The organism is Pantoea sp. X-Soil-YNGN-785, assembly GCF_059730585.1.
In genome coordinates, this window is record NZ_AP035942.1 from 822,021 (window position 1) to 838,317 (window position 16,297).

Consider the following 16,297-nt stretch of genomic DNA (forward strand, 5'->3'; position numbering starts at 1 on the left):
TTTGCTGAAGTCTCGTCTGATTACCGCGTTGATATTAATTCCGCTGGTAATAGCTGCACTGTTCTGGTTACCACCTGTGGGCTTTGCCCTTACAACCATCGTTATCTGCATGCTGGCCGCCTGGGAATGGGGGCAGTTTGCAGGGATGGCATCACGGCAACAGCGCGTCTGGATGGCTGTACTTTGTGGTCTGCTGCTGGCGCTGATGCAGTTTACGTTGCCGCCTTATCAACACACGGTGCATCTGCCCCAGGTCGCGACATCGCTTTGGGCGTCGCTGGTGTGGTGGGTCGTTGCACTGCTGCTGGTCCTCTCTTATCCCGCATCTGCGGCCTTCTGGCGTCATTCGCGCCCGCTCCGCTTACTGTTTGGCGTGCTAACGCTGGTGCCTTTTTTCTGGGGCATGGTGGCGCTGCGCCAGTATCATTACGAAACCGATCACTTCGCCGGTGCCTGGTGGCTGCTGTTTGTGTTGCTGCTGGTGTGGGGTGCGGATTCAGGTGCCTATATGTTTGGCAAGATGTTCGGCAAGCACAAGCTGGCACCGAAGGTCTCGCCAGGTAAAACCTGGGAAGGCTTCCTGGGCGGCCTGGTCTCTTCTGCGCTGATTGCGCTGCTGTTTGCCTCGCTGGCGCCGCTGACGGTCTCCACCGGTACGCTGGTGATTTGCGCGGTTATCGCAACGCTGGCCTCCGTGCTGGGCGACCTCACTGAAAGTATGTTTAAACGTGAAGCGGGTATCAAAGACAGTGGCAATCTGATACCGGGTCACGGCGGCATTCTTGATCGCATTGATAGTCTGACTGCGGCAGTGCCGGTGTTTGCCTGTTTATTGCTGCTGGTGTTCCGCACCCTTTAAGGACAGGCAAAGATGTTGAGCATAATCTGGAGTTTCTTCGCCTTTATCGTTGCGCTGGGCGTGTTAATTACCGTTCATGAGTTTGGCCATTTCTGGGTCGCTCGTCGCTGTGGCGTCAAGGTTGAGCGTTTTTCCATTGGGTTTGGTAAGTCGCTCTGGCAGCGCCGTGACCGCCACGGCACGGAATTTGTCATCGCGCTGATTCCCCTTGGTGGCTACGTGAAAATGCTCGACGAACGTGTCGAAAGCGTGCCAGCCGAGCTGCGTCATCAGGCTTTTAATAATAAAGCCGTCTGGCAACGTGCCTCCATCATTGCGGCAGGTCCTGTCGCTAACTTCCTCTTTGCCATCTTTGCCTACTGGGTTGTGTTTATTCACGGCGTGCCTGGTGTGCGCCCGGTAATCGGTGAAATTTTAAACGGTTCGGTCGCTGCGGAAGCGCAAATTGCGCCCGGCATGGAACTTAAGGCCGTTGACGGTATCGAAACGCCTGACTGGGATGCTGTGCGTATGGCGCTGGTGGGTAAAATCGGCGACAGCAGCACCACGTTAACGGTGGCACGATTTGGCGAGGATGCGACTCAGCAGAAGCAGCTGGATTTGCGTAACTGGCAGTTTGAGCCTGATAAGCAGGATCCGGTCGTCGCGTTAGGCATTCAGCCTCGCGGTCCGCAAATTGAGACCACACTGGCAGAAGTTCAGGCGAATTCGCCAGCCAGTGAAGCCGGTTTGCAAGCAGGCGACAGGATCGTTAAAGTCGATGGTCAGCCATTATCGCAGTGGCAGACGTTTGTTACCCAGGTCCGGGACAATCCCGGCAAAAGCATGGCGCTTGAGGTGGATCGCGGCGGTGAATCAATTGCGCTGACGATGACGCCAGAAGCGAAAGCTGGCACGACAGCGGGCTTTGCGGGTGTGATTCCGCGCATTGTTCCGCTGCCCGAAGAGTACAAGACGGTAAGGCAGTATGGCGCGTTTGCGGCTATCGGTGAGGCCAGTGTAAAAACCTGGCAACTGATGAAGCTCACCGTTTCCATGCTGGGCAAGTTAATAACCGGTGATGTGAAGCTGAACAACCTGAGCGGGCCAATCTCGATTGCGCAGGGTGCAGGGTTGTCAGCGGAGTATGGGTTGATTTACTACCTGATGTTCCTGGCGTTGATTAGCGTCAACCTGGGCATTATCAACCTGTTCCCTTTGCCGGTTTTAGATGGTGGGCACCTGCTGTTCCTGGCGATCGAAAAGATCAAAGGTGGACCGGTGTCCGAGCGAGTTCAGGACTTTAGTTATCGCATCGGCTCAATTCTGCTGGTGCTGTTAATGGGGCTTGCACTTTTCAATGATTTCTCACGTTTGTAACCGCTGGAACGCGAACATTCGAGGGATGTGTTAGGAAAACGCATAACAACGATGGCGATGAAAAAGTTGCTCATAGCGTCGCTGCTGTTTAGCAGCGCCACCGTTTACGGTGCAGACGATTTCGTGGTGAAGGATATTCATTTCGAAGGGCTGCAGCGAGTCGCCGTCGGCGCGGCTTTGCTGAGCATGCCAGTACGGGTTGGCGATACGGTGAATGACGATGATGTCAGAAATACCATTCGCTCGCTGTTCGCTACTGGCAACTTTGAGGATGTTCAGGTCCTGCGAGACGGTACAACGCTGATTGTCCAGGTCAAAGAACGTCCTACCATTGCCAGCATTACCTTCACCGGTAACAAAGCGGTGAAAGAGGATCAGCTCAAACAAAATCTGGAGGCTTCAGGTGTCCGTGTCGGCGAAGCGCTGGACCGTACTACCATCTCTTCTATCGAGAAGGGACTTGAAGACTTCTATTACAGCGTCGGTAAATATACCGCCAATGTGAAAGCCGTGGTCACGCCACTGCCGCGTAACCGCGTTGATCTGAAGCTGGTCTTTACGGAAGGTGTCTCTGCCAAAATTCAGCAGATCAACATCGTCGGTAATAAAGCCTTTAGCTCCGATGAACTGATCTCCCGTTTCCAGCTGCGCGATGAAGTGCCATGGTGGAACGTGGTCGGCGATCGTAAATACCAGAAGCAGAAACTGGCGGGCGACCTTGAGACCCTACGCAGCTTCTATCTGGATCGCGGTTATGCCCGCTTCAACATCGATTCGACTCAGGTCAGCCTGACGCCAGATAAAAAAGGCATCTACATCACGGTGAATATCACCGAAGGTGACCAGTACAAAATCGCTGGTGTGATCGTCAATGGCAGCATGGCAGGCCATTCAGCAGAAATTGAGCATCTGACCAAAATTCCGGCAGGCGAGCTTTATAACGGCGCCAAAGTCACGAAAATGGAAGATGACATCAAGAAACTGCTGGGCCGCTACGGCTATGCCTATCCGCGTGTCGCCACACAGCCTGAAATCAACGACGCCGATAAAACCGTAAAACTGCATATCAACGTCGATGCGGGTAACCGCTACTACGTGCGTAACGTCCGTTTCGAAGGCAATGACACCTCTAAAGACTCGGTGTTACGTCGCGAAATGCGTCAGATGGAAGGCGCATGGCTGGGCAGCGATCTGGTTGAGCAGGGTAAAGAGCGTCTGAACCGTACCGGTTACTTTGAAACCGTGGATGTGGATACGCAGCGTGTGCCTGGTTCGCCGGACCAGGTTGATGTGGTCTATAAGGTTAAAGAGCGTAACACCGGTACCTTTAACTTCGGCGTCGGCTACGGCACCGAAAGTGGTGTGAGCTTCCAGGTCGGGGTAACGCAGGATAACTGGCTGGGCACCGGTAATACCGTGGGCATCAGCGGCACCAAAAATGACTACCAGACCTATGCTGAATTCTCGCTTACTGACCCTTACTTCACCGTTGATGGTGTGAGTCTGGGTGGTCGTCTGTTCTATAACGACTTCAAAGCGGACAATGCGGATCTGTCTGACTATACCAACCGAAGTTATGGTCTGGATGGCACGCTTGGCTTCCCGGTTAACGAAAACAACACCCTGCGTGTCGGTCTGGGCTATGTCCACAATGACCTGTCAAACATGCAGCCGCAGGTTGCGATGTGGCGTTATCTGGATTCAGTCGGCAAGCCGCAGCAGTTGAATGACAAAGGCGAATTCTCAGCCGATGACTTCACCTTTAACTACGGCTGGACGTACAACACGCTGGACCGCGGCTTCTTCCCGACATCTGGTAACCGTACCAACCTGAACGGTAAGGTAACGATTCCAGGCTCAGATAACAGCTTCTATAAGGCCACGCTGGACACTCAGCAGTATGTGCCGATTAACCAGGATCGTACCTGGGTGCTGCTGGGCCGTGGTCGTGTTGGCTATGGCGATGGTCTCGGCGGCAAAGAGATGCCGTTCTATGAGAACTTCTACGCCGGTGGCTCGAGCACCGTGCGTGGCTTCCAGTCCAACACCATTGGACCGAAAGCGGCTTACTACAATAACAACTCGTCGAACTGCCGCATTGCCGATCCGGATGGCGTTTGTAAGTCTGACGATGCGGTGGGCGGTAACGCCATGGCGATTGCCAGCCTTGAGCTGATTACGCCAACGCCGTTCCTGAGCGAGAAGTATGCTAACTCGGTGCGTACCTCGGTGTTTGTTGATACCGGTACTGCGTGGGATACCCACTGGGAAAACACCGCTAAAACACGTGCTGCGGGTATTCCTGACTACAGCGATCCAAACAATATCCGCGTATCAAGCGGTGTGGCGCTGCAGTGGATGTCACCGCTCGGCCCGCTGGTGTTCTCGTATGCCCAGCCGATTAAGAAAGTCGATGGAGACAAGTCAGAGCAGTTCCAGTTTAACATTGGTAAAACCTGGTAATGTTCTGAGCATGGATGCATAGCTGAAGTCTTGCTGCCGGGCAGCACTTGTTGCTGTTCCGGGGCAAACACTGTGTCGCTGACACAAACGTTGATGGTAAGGAGTTTATAGTGAAAAAGTTGTTGTGTGCCGCAGGTCTGGGTCTTGCTTTAGCGGTCTCCGCTGGTGTTCAGGCTGCTGACAAAATTGCAGTGGTAAACGTGTCCAGCATTTTCCAACAGTTACCGCAACGTGCGACTGTTGCTAAACAGCTGGAAAACGAGTTCAAAGGCCGTGCAACTGAGTTGCAGAGCCAGGAGCGCGATCTGCAAACCAAAATGCAGCGTCTGCAGCGTGACGGTTCTACCATGAAGGCCAGCGAACGCAGCCGTATGGAAAAAGATGTCATGTCACAGCGTGAAGCTTTCTCTTCAAAAGCGCAGGCTTTTGAGCAGGACAATCGCCGTCGTCAGATGGAAGAGCGTAATAAGCTGCTGAGCCGTATTCAGGATGCCGTGAAGAAAGTCGCTGACAGCGATGGTTACGACGTCGTGATCGACGCTAACGCGGTGGCTTATGCATCAAACGCAAAAGACATCACTGCTGACGTGCTGAAACAGGTTAAATAATTCATGTCATCTATTCGACTGGCTGATTTAGCCCAGCAGTTGGATGCAGAATTGCACGGAGATGGCGATATCGTCATCTCCGGCATTGCTTCTATGCAATCCGCCACAACTGGCCAAATCACTTTTCTTGCAAACAGCCGTTACCGCGAGCAACTCGCCCTGATAAAGGCCTCAGCCGTGGTGCTGACGGAAGCGGATCTGGAGTGGTGCAAAACCGCAGCGCTGGTAGTCAAAAATCCCTACCTGACCTATGCGCGTATGGCACAAATACTCGATACCACGCCACAGCCGGCGCAGAATATCGCCCCCAGCGCAGTCATCGATCCCTCAGCGCGACTTGGCAATAACGTTGCCATTGGTGCCAATGCGGTGATCGAAGCGGACGTTGAGCTGGGTGATAACGTAGTCATTGGTGCGGGATGCTTTGTGGGCAAAAAAACCCGTATCGGCAGCGGAACCCGCCTCTGGGCCAACGTCTCTGTGTATCACGAGATCGAAATCGGCCAGGATTGTCTGATTCAGTCAGGTACCGTCATCGGTTCTGATGGTTTCGGCTATGCCAACGATCGCGGTAACTGGGTGAAAATCCCGCAGTTAGGCGCGGTAATTATCGGCGATCGCGTCGAAATAGGTGCCTGCACCACCATCGATCGCGGTGCGCTTGATAACACTCTGATCGGCAATGGTGTTATCATAGACAACCAGTGCCAGATCGCTCACAACGTAGTTATTGGCGACAATACTGCGGTTGCAGGCGGTGTGATCATGGCGGGTAGTTTGAAAATTGGGCGTTACTGTATGATTGGCGGTGCCAGCGTCATTAACGGCCATATGGAAATCTGTGACAAAGTAACGGTGACCGGTATGGGTATGGTCATGCGTCCTATCACAGAGCCTGGTGTCTATTCGTCAGGCATTCCGCTGCAACCCAACAAAACCTGGCGCAAAACTGCAGCGCTGGTGATGAACATCGATGACATGAGCAAACGCTTAAAAGCCATCGAGCGCAAGGTCGGCAAAGACGACTAACCGCCATCCCAAAACTGACCGGCTTTCATAATAAAAATGTTAAGCAGGGAAGCCCGGCGCCACAGAACCTATTTGCGGCCTGCGGAAGATCATTTTGATCTGTGCAGGCCGTGTTATTGATGTCATCAGATTTTTAGGACAGGAAGAGTATTTTGACTACTGAAACTCATACTCTGAAAATTGAAGAGATTTTAGAGCTGCTGCCGCACCGCTATCCGTTTCTGCTGGTAGACCGCGTGCTGGAATTTGAAGAGCACAAATACCTGCGTGCAGTGAAGAACGTTTCTGTTAATGAACCGTTTTTCCAGGGGCATTTCCCTGGTAAACCGATTTTTCCTGGCGTTCTGATCCTGGAAGCGATGGCGCAGGCCACCGGTATTCTGGCGTTTAAAAGCGTAGGTAAACTGGAACCAGGTGAACTCTATTACTTTGCCGGTATCGACAGTGCCCGCTTCAAGCGCCCTGTGGTACCAGGCGACCAGATGATCATGGAAGTCACTTTCGAGAAAACCCGCCGTGGTCTGACCCGCTTTAAAGGCGTGGCGACTGTCGATGGTAAAATCGTTTGTGAAGCGACCATGATGTGTGCCCGCAGCCGGGAGGCATAATTCGTGATTGATCCAACCGCCACTATCCATCCCAGTTCTGTCATTGAAGAGGGCGCTGTTATTGGCGCCCGCGTTCACATTGGCCCGTTTTGCTTTATTGGCGCGAATGTTGAAATCGGTGAAGGAACGGTACTGAAGTCACACGTTGTGGTGAACGGCCACACGCGTATCGGTAAAGATAATCAGATCTATCAGTTTGCCTCGATTGGTGAAGTGAATCAGGATCTGAAATATGCCGGTGAGCCAACACGGGTTGAGATCGGCGATCGCAACCGCATCCGTGAAAGCGTGACGATTCATCGCGGCACCACGCAGGGTGGCCATGTCACCACGGTGGGCAGCGATAATCTGCTGATGGTCAATGTCCATATTGCGCATGACTGCGTGATTGGTAACCGCTGTATCTTCGCCAACAACGCCACCCTGGGTGGTCACGTGACGGTCGATGATTTCGCCATTATTGGCGGCATGACAGCGGTACATCAGTGGTGCATCATCGGTGCTCACGTGATGGTAGGTGGCTGTTCCGGCGTGGCGCAGGATGTGCCGCCTTACGTTATTGCGCAGGGCAACCACGCGACGCCGTTCGGGATCAATATCGAAGGTCTTAAGCGCCGTGGCTTCAGCAAAGAGTCGTTGCACGCGATTCGCAATGCCTACAAGCTGCTCTATCGCAGCGGCAGAACGCTGGAAGAAGTGAAGCCAGAAATCGAAGCCATCGCGCAGCAGCACAGCGAAGTGCAGCCTTTCTACGACTTCTTCACCCGTTCAACCCGTGGATTAATTCGTTAATCCATGTCAGCGCGTCCTTTAACGATTGCCCTGGTCGCCGGAGAAACCTCCGGCGATATTCTTGGTGCAGGTCTCATTCGTGCCCTGAAAGCCCGTCATCCTGATGCACGCTTTGTCGGCGTGGCGGGACCACTGATGCAGGCGGAAGGGTGCGAAGCCTGGTATGAGATGGAAGAGCTGGCGGTGATGGGCATTGTTGAGGTGCTGGGCCGCCTGCGACGTTTGCTGACAATTCGCCGCGATCTCACCCGGCGTTTTACCGAACTCAGACCCGATGTCTTTGTCGGGATTGATGCGCCCGATTTCAATATCACGCTGGAAGGCAACCTTAAACGCACGGGCATTCGCACGATCCACTATGTCAGTCCCTCGGTGTGGGCATGGCGGCAAAAGCGCGTGTTTAAAATTGGTCGTAACACCAATCTGGTGCTGGCCTTCCTGCCGTTTGAAAAAGCTTTCTACGATCGCTATAACGTTCCCTGTCGCTTTATCGGCCACACCATGGCAGATGCCATGCCGCTGCAACCTGATAAGCAGGCTGCGCGCCGTCATCTCGGCATTGCCGATGATGCACTCTGTCTGGCTTTGCTGCCCGGCAGCAGAGGCGCAGAAGTGGAAATGCTCAGCGCTGATTTCCTGAAAACAGCGCAATTGTTGCGTCGTCACTATCCGGCACTGGAAATCGTGGTGCCGCTGGTTAATGCCCGTCGCCGCGAACAGTTTGAAAAAATTAAAGCTGACGTCGCTCCTGAGCTGCCGATGCATCTGCTGGATGGTCAGGGACGTGAAGCGATGATTGCGAGCGATGCCGCACTCCTGGCGTCAGGTACTGCCGCACTGGAGTGCATGCTGGCAAAATGCCCTATGGTCGTCGGTTATCGCATGAAGCCGGCCACGTTCTGGCTGGCGAAACGGCTGGTAAAGACGCCTTATGTCTCTCTGCCGAATCTGCTGGCCGGGCGTGAGCTGGTCAAAGAGCTACTGCAGGATGAGTGTCAGCCAGAAGCCCTGGCCGCGGCGTTAGATCCGCTGCTGCATGCCGGGCCTGAGCGCGAAACCCTGCTGCAGACGTTTCATGAATTACATCAACAGATCCGCTGGAACGCCGATGAGCAGGCAGCGGATGCGGTACTGGAGCTGGTGAATGCCTGATTTTATCTATCCTGTCGCCAGACTGATTGCCGGTGTGGACGAAGTGGGGCGTGGTCCGCTGGTCGGCGCGGTGGTCACTGCTGCCGTCATCCTCGACCCGGCTAATCCGATTACCGGTTTGGCTGACTCCAAGAAATTGTCGGAAAAGCGCCGCCTGTCATTGTATGACGAAATCAAAGAGAAGGCGCGGGCCTGGAGTCTGGGACGTGCAGAGCCGGAAGAGATTGATCAGCTCAACATTCTGCACGCCACTATGCTGGCGATGCAGCGCGCCGTTGCTGGCCTGAGTATTCAGCCCGACTATGTGCTGATTGATGGTAATCGTTGTCCGGCGTTGCCAATGCCTTCACAGGCCGTGGTGAAAGGGGATGGCCTGGTGGCCGAAATCAGTGCAGCCTCCATCATCGCCAAAGTGTCGCGCGATCGTGAAATGGCCGAGCTGGATCTGCTGTTCCCGCAGTATGGTTTTGCGCAGCACAAAGGTTATCCGACGGCGCTGCATATGGAAAAACTGACGCAGTATGGCGCCACGCCGCACCACCGTCGCAGTTTTGCGCCTGTACGCAACGCGCTGCTCGACGCTGAAGTACTGGCTGCCCGCCAGATCCTTACGCTTTAATAGCCTGACGCTGTTTTAACCGGAAACTGATATGGCTGAACCCCGTTTTATACATCTGCGTGTCCATAGTGACTATTCGATGGTTGATGGCCTGGCGAAAACCGGGCCGTTGATCAAGAAGGCGGCTGCCCTTGGCATGCCTGCTATCGCGATTACCGACTTCACTAACCTGTGTGGTCTGGTGAAATTTTACGGTGGCGCACACAGCGCAGGGATAAAGCCGGTCATTGGTGCCGATTTTAACGTTGCCAGTGAGCTGATGGGAGATGAGCTGACCCAGCTGACCGTGCTGGCGTCCAGTGATACCGGATACCAGAACCTGACGCTGTTGATCTCCCGCGCTTATCAGCGTGGTTATGGTGTGGACGGACCGATCATCGATCGCGACTGGCTGATTGAACTGCAGGAAGGGTTAATTCTGCTGTCGGGCGGGCGACGTGGCGACGTGGGCCGCAGCCTGTTGCGTGGCAACAATGCCCTGGTTTCGCAGTGTCTGTCGTTTTACCAGCAGCATTTCCCCGATCGCTACTATCTGGAACTGATCCGCACCGGTCGTCAGGACGAAGAGAGCTATCTGCATGCCGCCGTTGAACTGGCGATTGCCGAGGGCATCCCGGTCGTCGCCACCAATGAAGTCTGCTTTATCAACGCAGAAGATTTCGATGCGCACGAAATTCGCGTTGCCATTCACGACGGCTATACGCTGGACGATCCCAAGCGCCCGCGCAACTACAGTCCTCAGCAATATATGCGCAGCGAAGAGGAGATGTGCGAGCTGTTCTCGGATATCCCGGAAGCGCTGGAAAACAGCGTAGAGATTGCTAAGCGTTGTAACGTGACTGTCCGGCTCGGTGAGTACTTCCTGCCGCAGTTCCCGACCGGCGATATGACCACTGAAGATTATCTGGTGGTGAAATCCCGTGAGGGACTGGAAGAACGTCTGGTCTTCCTGTTCCCGGACGAGGCTGAGCGCGCGGAAAAACGCCCGGAATATGATGAGCGTCTGGAAATTGAACTCAACGTTATCAACCAGATGGGATTCCCCGGCTACTTCCTGATCGTAATGGAGTTCATCCAGTGGTCCAAAGATAACGGCGTGCCGGTCGGACCGGGCCGTGGTTCGGGTGCGGGTTCGCTGGTGGCCTATGCGCTGAAAATCACCGATATCGATCCGCTGGAATTTGACCTGCTGTTTGAACGCTTCCTGAACCCGGAACGTGTTTCGATGCCCGACTTTGACGTCGACTTCTGCATGGAGAAACGCGATCAGGTGATTGAACACGTCGCCGATATGTACGGTCGTGAAGCAGTTTCCCAGATTATTACCTTCGGTACCATGGCGGCGAAAGCGGTTATCCGCGATGTGGGTCGCGTGCTGGGGCATCCTTACGGCTTTGTTGACCGTATTTCAAAACTGATCCCGCCCGATCCCGGCATGACGCTGGAAAAAGCGTTTATTGCTGAACCACAACTTCCTGCGATGTATGACGCAGATGAAGAGGTTAAAGCGCTGATCGACATGGCGCGCAAGCTGGAAGGGGTTACGCGTAACGCCGGTAAGCATGCGGGTGGCGTGGTCATTGCGCCAACGAAGATCACCGATTTTGCGCCGCTCTATTGCGATGAGCACGGCCAGTTCCCGGTCACCCAGTTCGATAAAAATGATGTGGAATATGCCGGCCTGGTGAAGTTCGACTTCCTGGGACTGCGAACGTTGACCATCATCGACTGGGCACTGAAGATGATCAATCCGCGCCGGGAAAAAGAGGGACTGGAGCCGATCGATATCGCCGCGATCCCGCTGGATGACAAGAAAAGCTTCGATATGCTGCAGCGCTCGGAAACCACCGCGGTATTCCAGCTTGAATCGCGCGGCATGAAAGATCTGATTAAGCGTCTTAAGCCCGACTGCTTCGAAGATATGATCGCACTGGTGGCGCTGTTCCGCCCTGGTCCTCTGCAGTCCGGCATGGTAGATAACTTCATCGACCGTAAGCATGGTCGCGAAGCGATCTCCTATCCTGATATCCAGTGGCAGCATGAAAGCCTGAAGCCAGTGCTGGAGCCAACGTACGGCATCATCCTCTATCAGGAACAGGTGATGCAGATCGCCCAGGTCCTGTCCGGTTACACCCTGGGCGGTGCAGATATGCTGCGTCGCGCCATGGGTAAAAAGAAACCCGAGGAGATGGCTAAGCAGCGTTCAGTTTTCCGCGACGGTGCCGAAAGTATGGGCATCGACGGCGAACTGTCGATGAAGATCTTCGATCTGGTGGAAAAATTTGCAGGTTATGGCTTTAACAAGTCACACTCTGCGGCCTACGCACTGGTCTCCTATCAGACGCTGTGGCTGAAAGCGCACTATCCGGCTGAGTTTATGGCGGCGGTGATGACCGCCGATATGGATAACACCGAGAAAGTGGTCGGCCTGGTCGATGAGTGCTGGCGGATGGGGCTGAAGGTCCTGCCGCCCGATATTAACTCCGGTCTCTATCCGTTTCACGTTAACGAAGCGGGCGAGATCGTGTACGGCATAGGCGCGATCAAAGGCGTGGGCGAAGGTCCGATCGAAGCGATCATCGACGCCCGTAACGAAGGCGGCTATTTCCGCGAACTGTTTGATCTCTGCGCCCGTACCGACACCAAAAAGATCAACCGTCGGGTGATGGAGAAACTGATCATGTCCGGGGCCTTTGATCGCCTCGGACCGCACCGCGCCGCGCTGATGAGTGCACTCAGCGACGCGCTGAAAGCGGCCGATCAGCACGCGAAAGCGGAAGCGATTGGTCAGGCGGATATGTTTGGCGTGCTGGCAGAAGAGCCAGAGCAGGTGGAGAAATCATACGCCAGCGTCACGCCGTGGCCTGAGCAGGTGCAGCTGGATGGTGAACGGGAAACGCTGGGGTTATACCTGACCGGCCACCCGATTAATCAGTATCTGAAAGAAATTGAGCGTTACGTTGGCGGGGTGCGGCTGAAAGATATGCATCCTACCGATCGGGGTAAAATTACCGTGGCGGCCGGTCTGGTGATCGCCGCGCGGGTAATGGTGACCAAACGCGGCAACCGAATTGGTATCTGTACTCTGGACGATCGCTCCGGTCGTCTTGAGGTGATGTTATTTACCGATGCGTTAGATAAATACCAGCAGTTGCTGGAGAAAGACCGAATCCTGATCGTCAGCGGACAGGTCAGCTTTGATGACTTCAGTGGTGGGCTTAAAATGACCGCGCGTGAAGTCATGGACATCGACGAAGCTCGCGAAAAATACGCGCGCGGACTTGCTATCTCGCTGACGGACAGGCAAATTGATGACCAGCTATTAAACCGACTCCGTCAGTCCCTGGAACCCCATCGATCAGGGACTATTCCGGTGCATCTCTATTATCAGAGAGCCGACGCGCGAGCGAAGCTGCGCTTTGGTGCAGCGTGGCGTATTTCGCCCAGCGATCGTTTACTTAACGATCTGCGCTCGTTGATTGGATCGGAGCAGGTGGAACTGGAGTTTGACTAGAACAGGAACATTATGAGTCTTAATTACCTGGATTTTGAACAGCCAATTGCAGAACTGGAAGCGAAGATTGATTCGCTGACCTCAATTGGTCGTCAGGATGATAAACACGTTAATCTGGATGAAGAAGTTCAGCGTCTGCGTGAGAAAAGCGTTGAGCTGACCCGTAAAATCTTCGCCGATTTGGGCGCATGGCAGATTGCCCAACTGGCACGCCATCCTTTACGTCCTTACACCTTTGACTACGTTCGCAACGCTTTCGACGATTTCGATGAGCTGGCGGGCGACCGTGCTTATGCGGATGACAAAGCGATTGTCGGCGGGATTGCGCGTCTTGATGGACGTCCGGTGATGATCATCGGGCACCAGAAAGGCCGTGAAACTAAAGAGAAGATTCGCCGTAACTTCGGCATGCCTGCACCGGAAGGCTATCGTAAAGCGCTGCGCCTGATGGAGATGGCTGAACGTTTCAAAATGCCAATCATCACCTTCATCGACACACCGGGTGCTTATCCGGGCGTGGGCGCGGAAGAGCGTGGGCAGTCTGAAGCGATTGCCCGCAACCTGCGTGAAATGTCTGGCCTGAAAGTGCCGGTGATCTGTACGGTCATCGGTGAAGGCGGTTCAGGTGGCGCGCTGGCGATTGGCGTGGGTGATAAAGTGAATATGCTGCAGTACAGCACCTATTCAGTGATCTCACCAGAAGGTTGCGCCTCCATTCTGTGGAAAAGCGCTGACAAAGCGCCGCTGGCCGCCGAAGCGATGGGCATTACCGCGCATCGTCTGAAAGAGCTGAAGCTGATTGACTCCGTGATCCCTGAGCCGCTGGGTGGCGCACATCGCCGTCCGGTGGATATGGCGCAGTCACTCAAGCAGCAGCTGCTGGCTGACCTGGCCGACCTCGATGGATTAACCACCGAAGAGCTGCTGGATCGTCGTTATCAGCGTCTGATGAGCTACGGCTACGCCTGATTTTAGCTCATCCATAAAAGCGGACTCCGGTCCGCTTTTTTTATGCCGCCAGTTCAGCCCCCGCACGCGGTCTGACGCCTTTCAGCCTCATCTGATCGTCCCCTTGCTACACCTTCCCTGAGTTAGCGGTTATGCTTGTCCGGTTCCACAACAATCAGGGAGAGGGGCATTGAATATTCTGGCGATCATGGGCGCGCACGGCGTGTTTTATAAAGATGAACCGTTACGCGAACTCGACGCGGCGTTAAATCTGCAAGGCTTCCAGCTGCTTTACCCGAAAAACAGTGACGATCTGCTGAAGCTGATCGAACACAATCCGCGTATCAGCGGCGTGATCTTCGACTGGGACGCGCACAACAGTCCGGAACTTTGCGGCGAGATTAATCAGCTCAATGAATACCTGCCGCTGTATGCCTTTATCAATACCCACTCGCAGATGGACATCAGCATCAATGAGATGCGCATGCCACTGCACTTTTTTGAGTATGCGCTGAATGCCGCCGACGATATCGCGCTGCATATCCGGCAGTATACCGATGACTATCTTGACCACATCACGCCGCCGCTGACTAAAGCGCTGTTCACCTATGTGAAAGAGGGCAAGTACACCTTCTGCACGCCGGGCCATATGGCGGGCACCGCGTTTCAAAAAAGCCCGGTAGGCTGCCTGTTCTACGATTTCTTCGGGGCCAATACGCTGAAGTCGGACATCTCTATTTCAGTGACAGAGCTGGGTTCGCTGCTGGATCACACCGGCCCGCACCTTGAAGCGGAAGAGTACATCGCTCGCACGTTTGGCGCCGAGCAGAGTTACATGGTGACCAATGGCACCTCGACCTCGAATAAAATTGTCGGCATGTATGCGGCACCGGCGGGCAGCACCGTATTGATCGATCGCAACTGCCACAAGTCTCTCACTCATCTGCTGATGATGAGCGATCTGGTCCCCATCTGGCTGAAGCCGACCCGCAATGCGCTGGGGATTCTCGGCGGTATCCCGAAGCACGAGTTCACCCGCGAGAGCATTACGCAGAAGGTCGCGACCACCGATCGCGCTACCTGGCCAGCGCATGCGGTGATCACCAACTCCACTTACGATGGGCTGCTCTACAACACCCAGTACATTAAAGAGACGCTGGATGTGCCGTCGATTCATTTCGATTCGGCCTGGGTGCCATATACCAATTTCCATCCGATTTATGCCGGTAAAAGCGGCATGAGTGGCGATCGTATTCCGGGCAAGGTGGTATATGAGACGCAATCGACCCACAAACTGCTGGCGGCGTTCTCGCAGGCCTCCATGATTCACATTAAAGGCGACTACGACGAACAGACGTTTAACGAAGCCTACATGATGCACACCACCACCTCACCCAATTACGCTATTGTCTCCTCCATTGAAACTGCCGCCGCCATGCTGCGCGGTAACCCCGGTAAGCGGTTGATCAATCGCTCGGTGGAACGTGCCTTGCACTTCCGTCGGGAAATCCAGCGCCTGCGCGAAGAGTCTGACAGCTGGTTCTTCGATATCTGGCAGCCGGAACAGATTGACGAAGCACAATGCTGGGCGATCCAGCCCGGCGAAGAAGAGTGGCATGGATTTACGCAGGCCGATCGCGATCACATGTACCTCGATCCGATCAAAGTCACTATCCTGACGCCAGGCATGAGTGAGCTGGGTGAAATGGCGGAAGAGGGGATCCCGGCCGCGCTGGTAGCGAAGTTTCTCGATGAGCGCGGCATTGTAGTGGAGAAGACCGGCCCCTATAACCTGCTGTTCCTGTTCAGCATCGGCATCGACAAAACCAAAGCGATGAGCGTGCTGCGCGGTCTGACTGAGTTTAAACGCGCCTATGATCTCAATCTGCGCGTGAAAAACATGCTGCCGGATCTCTACGCTGAAGATCCCGACTTCTATCGCAATATGCGCATTCAGACGCTGGCGCAGGGGATCCATCAGCTGATCCGCCATCACGATCTGCCGCGTCTGATGCTGCAGGCATTTGATGTCCTGCCCGAAATGAAGATGACGCCGCATCAGGCGTTTCAGCAGCAGGTGAAGGGCAACATCGAAACGGTGGACCTCAGCGAACTGGTCGGGCGGGTGTCGGCCAACATGATCCTGCCTTATCCGCCGGGCGTTCCTCTGGTAATGCCGGGCGAGATGATTACCGAAAAGAGCCGTGCGGTGCTCGATTTTCTGCTGATGCTGTGTAGCATCGGCCGGCACTACCCGGGATTCGAAACCGATATTCACGGTGCCAGCCTGACGGAAGAGGGCGAGTATCGCGTCCGCGTACTGAAAAACGACCTCGCGTAACCCTT

Annotated in this window: 12 protein-coding genes; all 12 read left to right on the plus strand. The window is 54.6% G+C overall.

Going from position 1 to position 16,297, the window contains the following annotated elements:
- Position 1: 1 nt before the first annotated feature.
- The 12 genes from cdsA to AC6I8E_RS03670 all read left to right on the plus strand — a co-directional run bounded on the left by cdsA (position 2) and on the right by AC6I8E_RS03670 (position 16,292).
- Complete coding sequence (cdsA, locus tag AC6I8E_RS03615; RefSeq protein WP_497824438.1) at positions 2 to 859, plus strand: phosphatidate cytidylyltransferase; 858 nt, start codon at positions 2 to 4, stop codon at positions 857 to 859.
- 12 nt (positions 860 to 871) lie between these two features.
- Positions 872 to 2,218 (plus strand): sigma E protease regulator RseP, encoded by a 1,347-nt coding sequence (gene rseP / locus AC6I8E_RS03620; RefSeq protein ID WP_061061656.1) that lies wholly within the window; start codon positions 872 to 874, stop codon positions 2,216 to 2,218.
- 51 nt (positions 2,219 to 2,269) lie between these two features.
- Positions 2,270 to 4,681 (plus strand): outer membrane protein assembly factor BamA, encoded by a 2,412-nt coding sequence (gene bamA / locus AC6I8E_RS03625; protein ID WP_195857328.1) that lies wholly within the window; start codon positions 2,270 to 2,272, stop codon positions 4,679 to 4,681.
- Between the two features lie 110 nt (positions 4,682 to 4,791).
- Positions 4,792 to 5,289, plus strand: coding sequence for a molecular chaperone Skp (skp, locus tag AC6I8E_RS03630; protein WP_003852644.1), 498 nt, complete (start codon positions 4,792 to 4,794; stop codon positions 5,287 to 5,289).
- Positions 5,290 to 5,292: 3 nt separating this feature from the next.
- Positions 5,293 to 6,318 carry a UDP-3-O-(3-hydroxymyristoyl)glucosamine N-acyltransferase gene (gene lpxD / locus AC6I8E_RS03635; RefSeq protein ID WP_013356846.1) on the plus strand — a complete coding sequence of 342 codons (1,026 nt, stop codon included), beginning with the start codon at positions 5,293 to 5,295 and terminating at the stop codon, positions 6,316 to 6,318.
- A 152-nt stretch (positions 6,319 to 6,470) separates the two neighbouring features.
- Entirely contained in the window at positions 6,471 to 6,926 is a 456-nt protein-coding gene (fabZ, locus tag AC6I8E_RS03640) for a 3-hydroxyacyl-ACP dehydratase FabZ (protein ID WP_003852639.1), read from the plus strand.
- Between the two features lie 3 nt (positions 6,927 to 6,929).
- Entirely contained in the window at positions 6,930 to 7,718 is a 789-nt protein-coding gene (lpxA, locus tag AC6I8E_RS03645) for an acyl-ACP--UDP-N-acetylglucosamine O-acyltransferase (protein WP_013356847.1), read from the plus strand.
- Positions 7,719 to 7,721: 3 nt separating this feature from the next.
- A complete protein-coding gene (gene lpxB, locus AC6I8E_RS03650; protein ID WP_013356848.1) occupies positions 7,722 to 8,870 on the plus strand; it encodes a lipid-A-disaccharide synthase in 1,149 nt (382 codons plus the stop codon).
- Positions 8,863 to 9,489: a ribonuclease HII gene (gene rnhB, locus AC6I8E_RS03655; RefSeq protein ID WP_497824439.1), complete on the plus strand. Its 627-nt coding sequence runs from the start codon at positions 8,863 to 8,865 to the stop codon at positions 9,487 to 9,489. The genes lpxB and rnhB overlap by 8 nt, the downstream gene beginning before the upstream one ends.
- Positions 9,490 to 9,520: 31 nt before the next feature.
- The gene (gene dnaE, locus AC6I8E_RS03660) at positions 9,521 to 13,003 is read left to right on the plus strand and encodes a DNA polymerase III subunit alpha (RefSeq protein ID WP_013356850.1); all 3,483 of its coding nucleotides are present in this window, start codon (positions 9,521 to 9,523) and stop codon (positions 13,001 to 13,003) included.
- 12 nt (positions 13,004 to 13,015) lie between these two features.
- Positions 13,016 to 13,972, plus strand: a complete 957-nt coding sequence (accA, locus tag AC6I8E_RS03665) for an acetyl-CoA carboxylase carboxyl transferase subunit alpha (RefSeq protein ID WP_013356851.1) — start codon at positions 13,016 to 13,018, stop codon at positions 13,970 to 13,972.
- Positions 13,973 to 14,141: 169 nt separating this feature from the next.
- The gene (locus tag AC6I8E_RS03670; RefSeq protein WP_013356852.1) at positions 14,142 to 16,292 is read left to right on the plus strand and encodes a lysine decarboxylase LdcC; all 2,151 of its coding nucleotides are present in this window, start codon (positions 14,142 to 14,144) and stop codon (positions 16,290 to 16,292) included.
- Positions 16,293 to 16,297 lie beyond the last annotated feature (5 nt).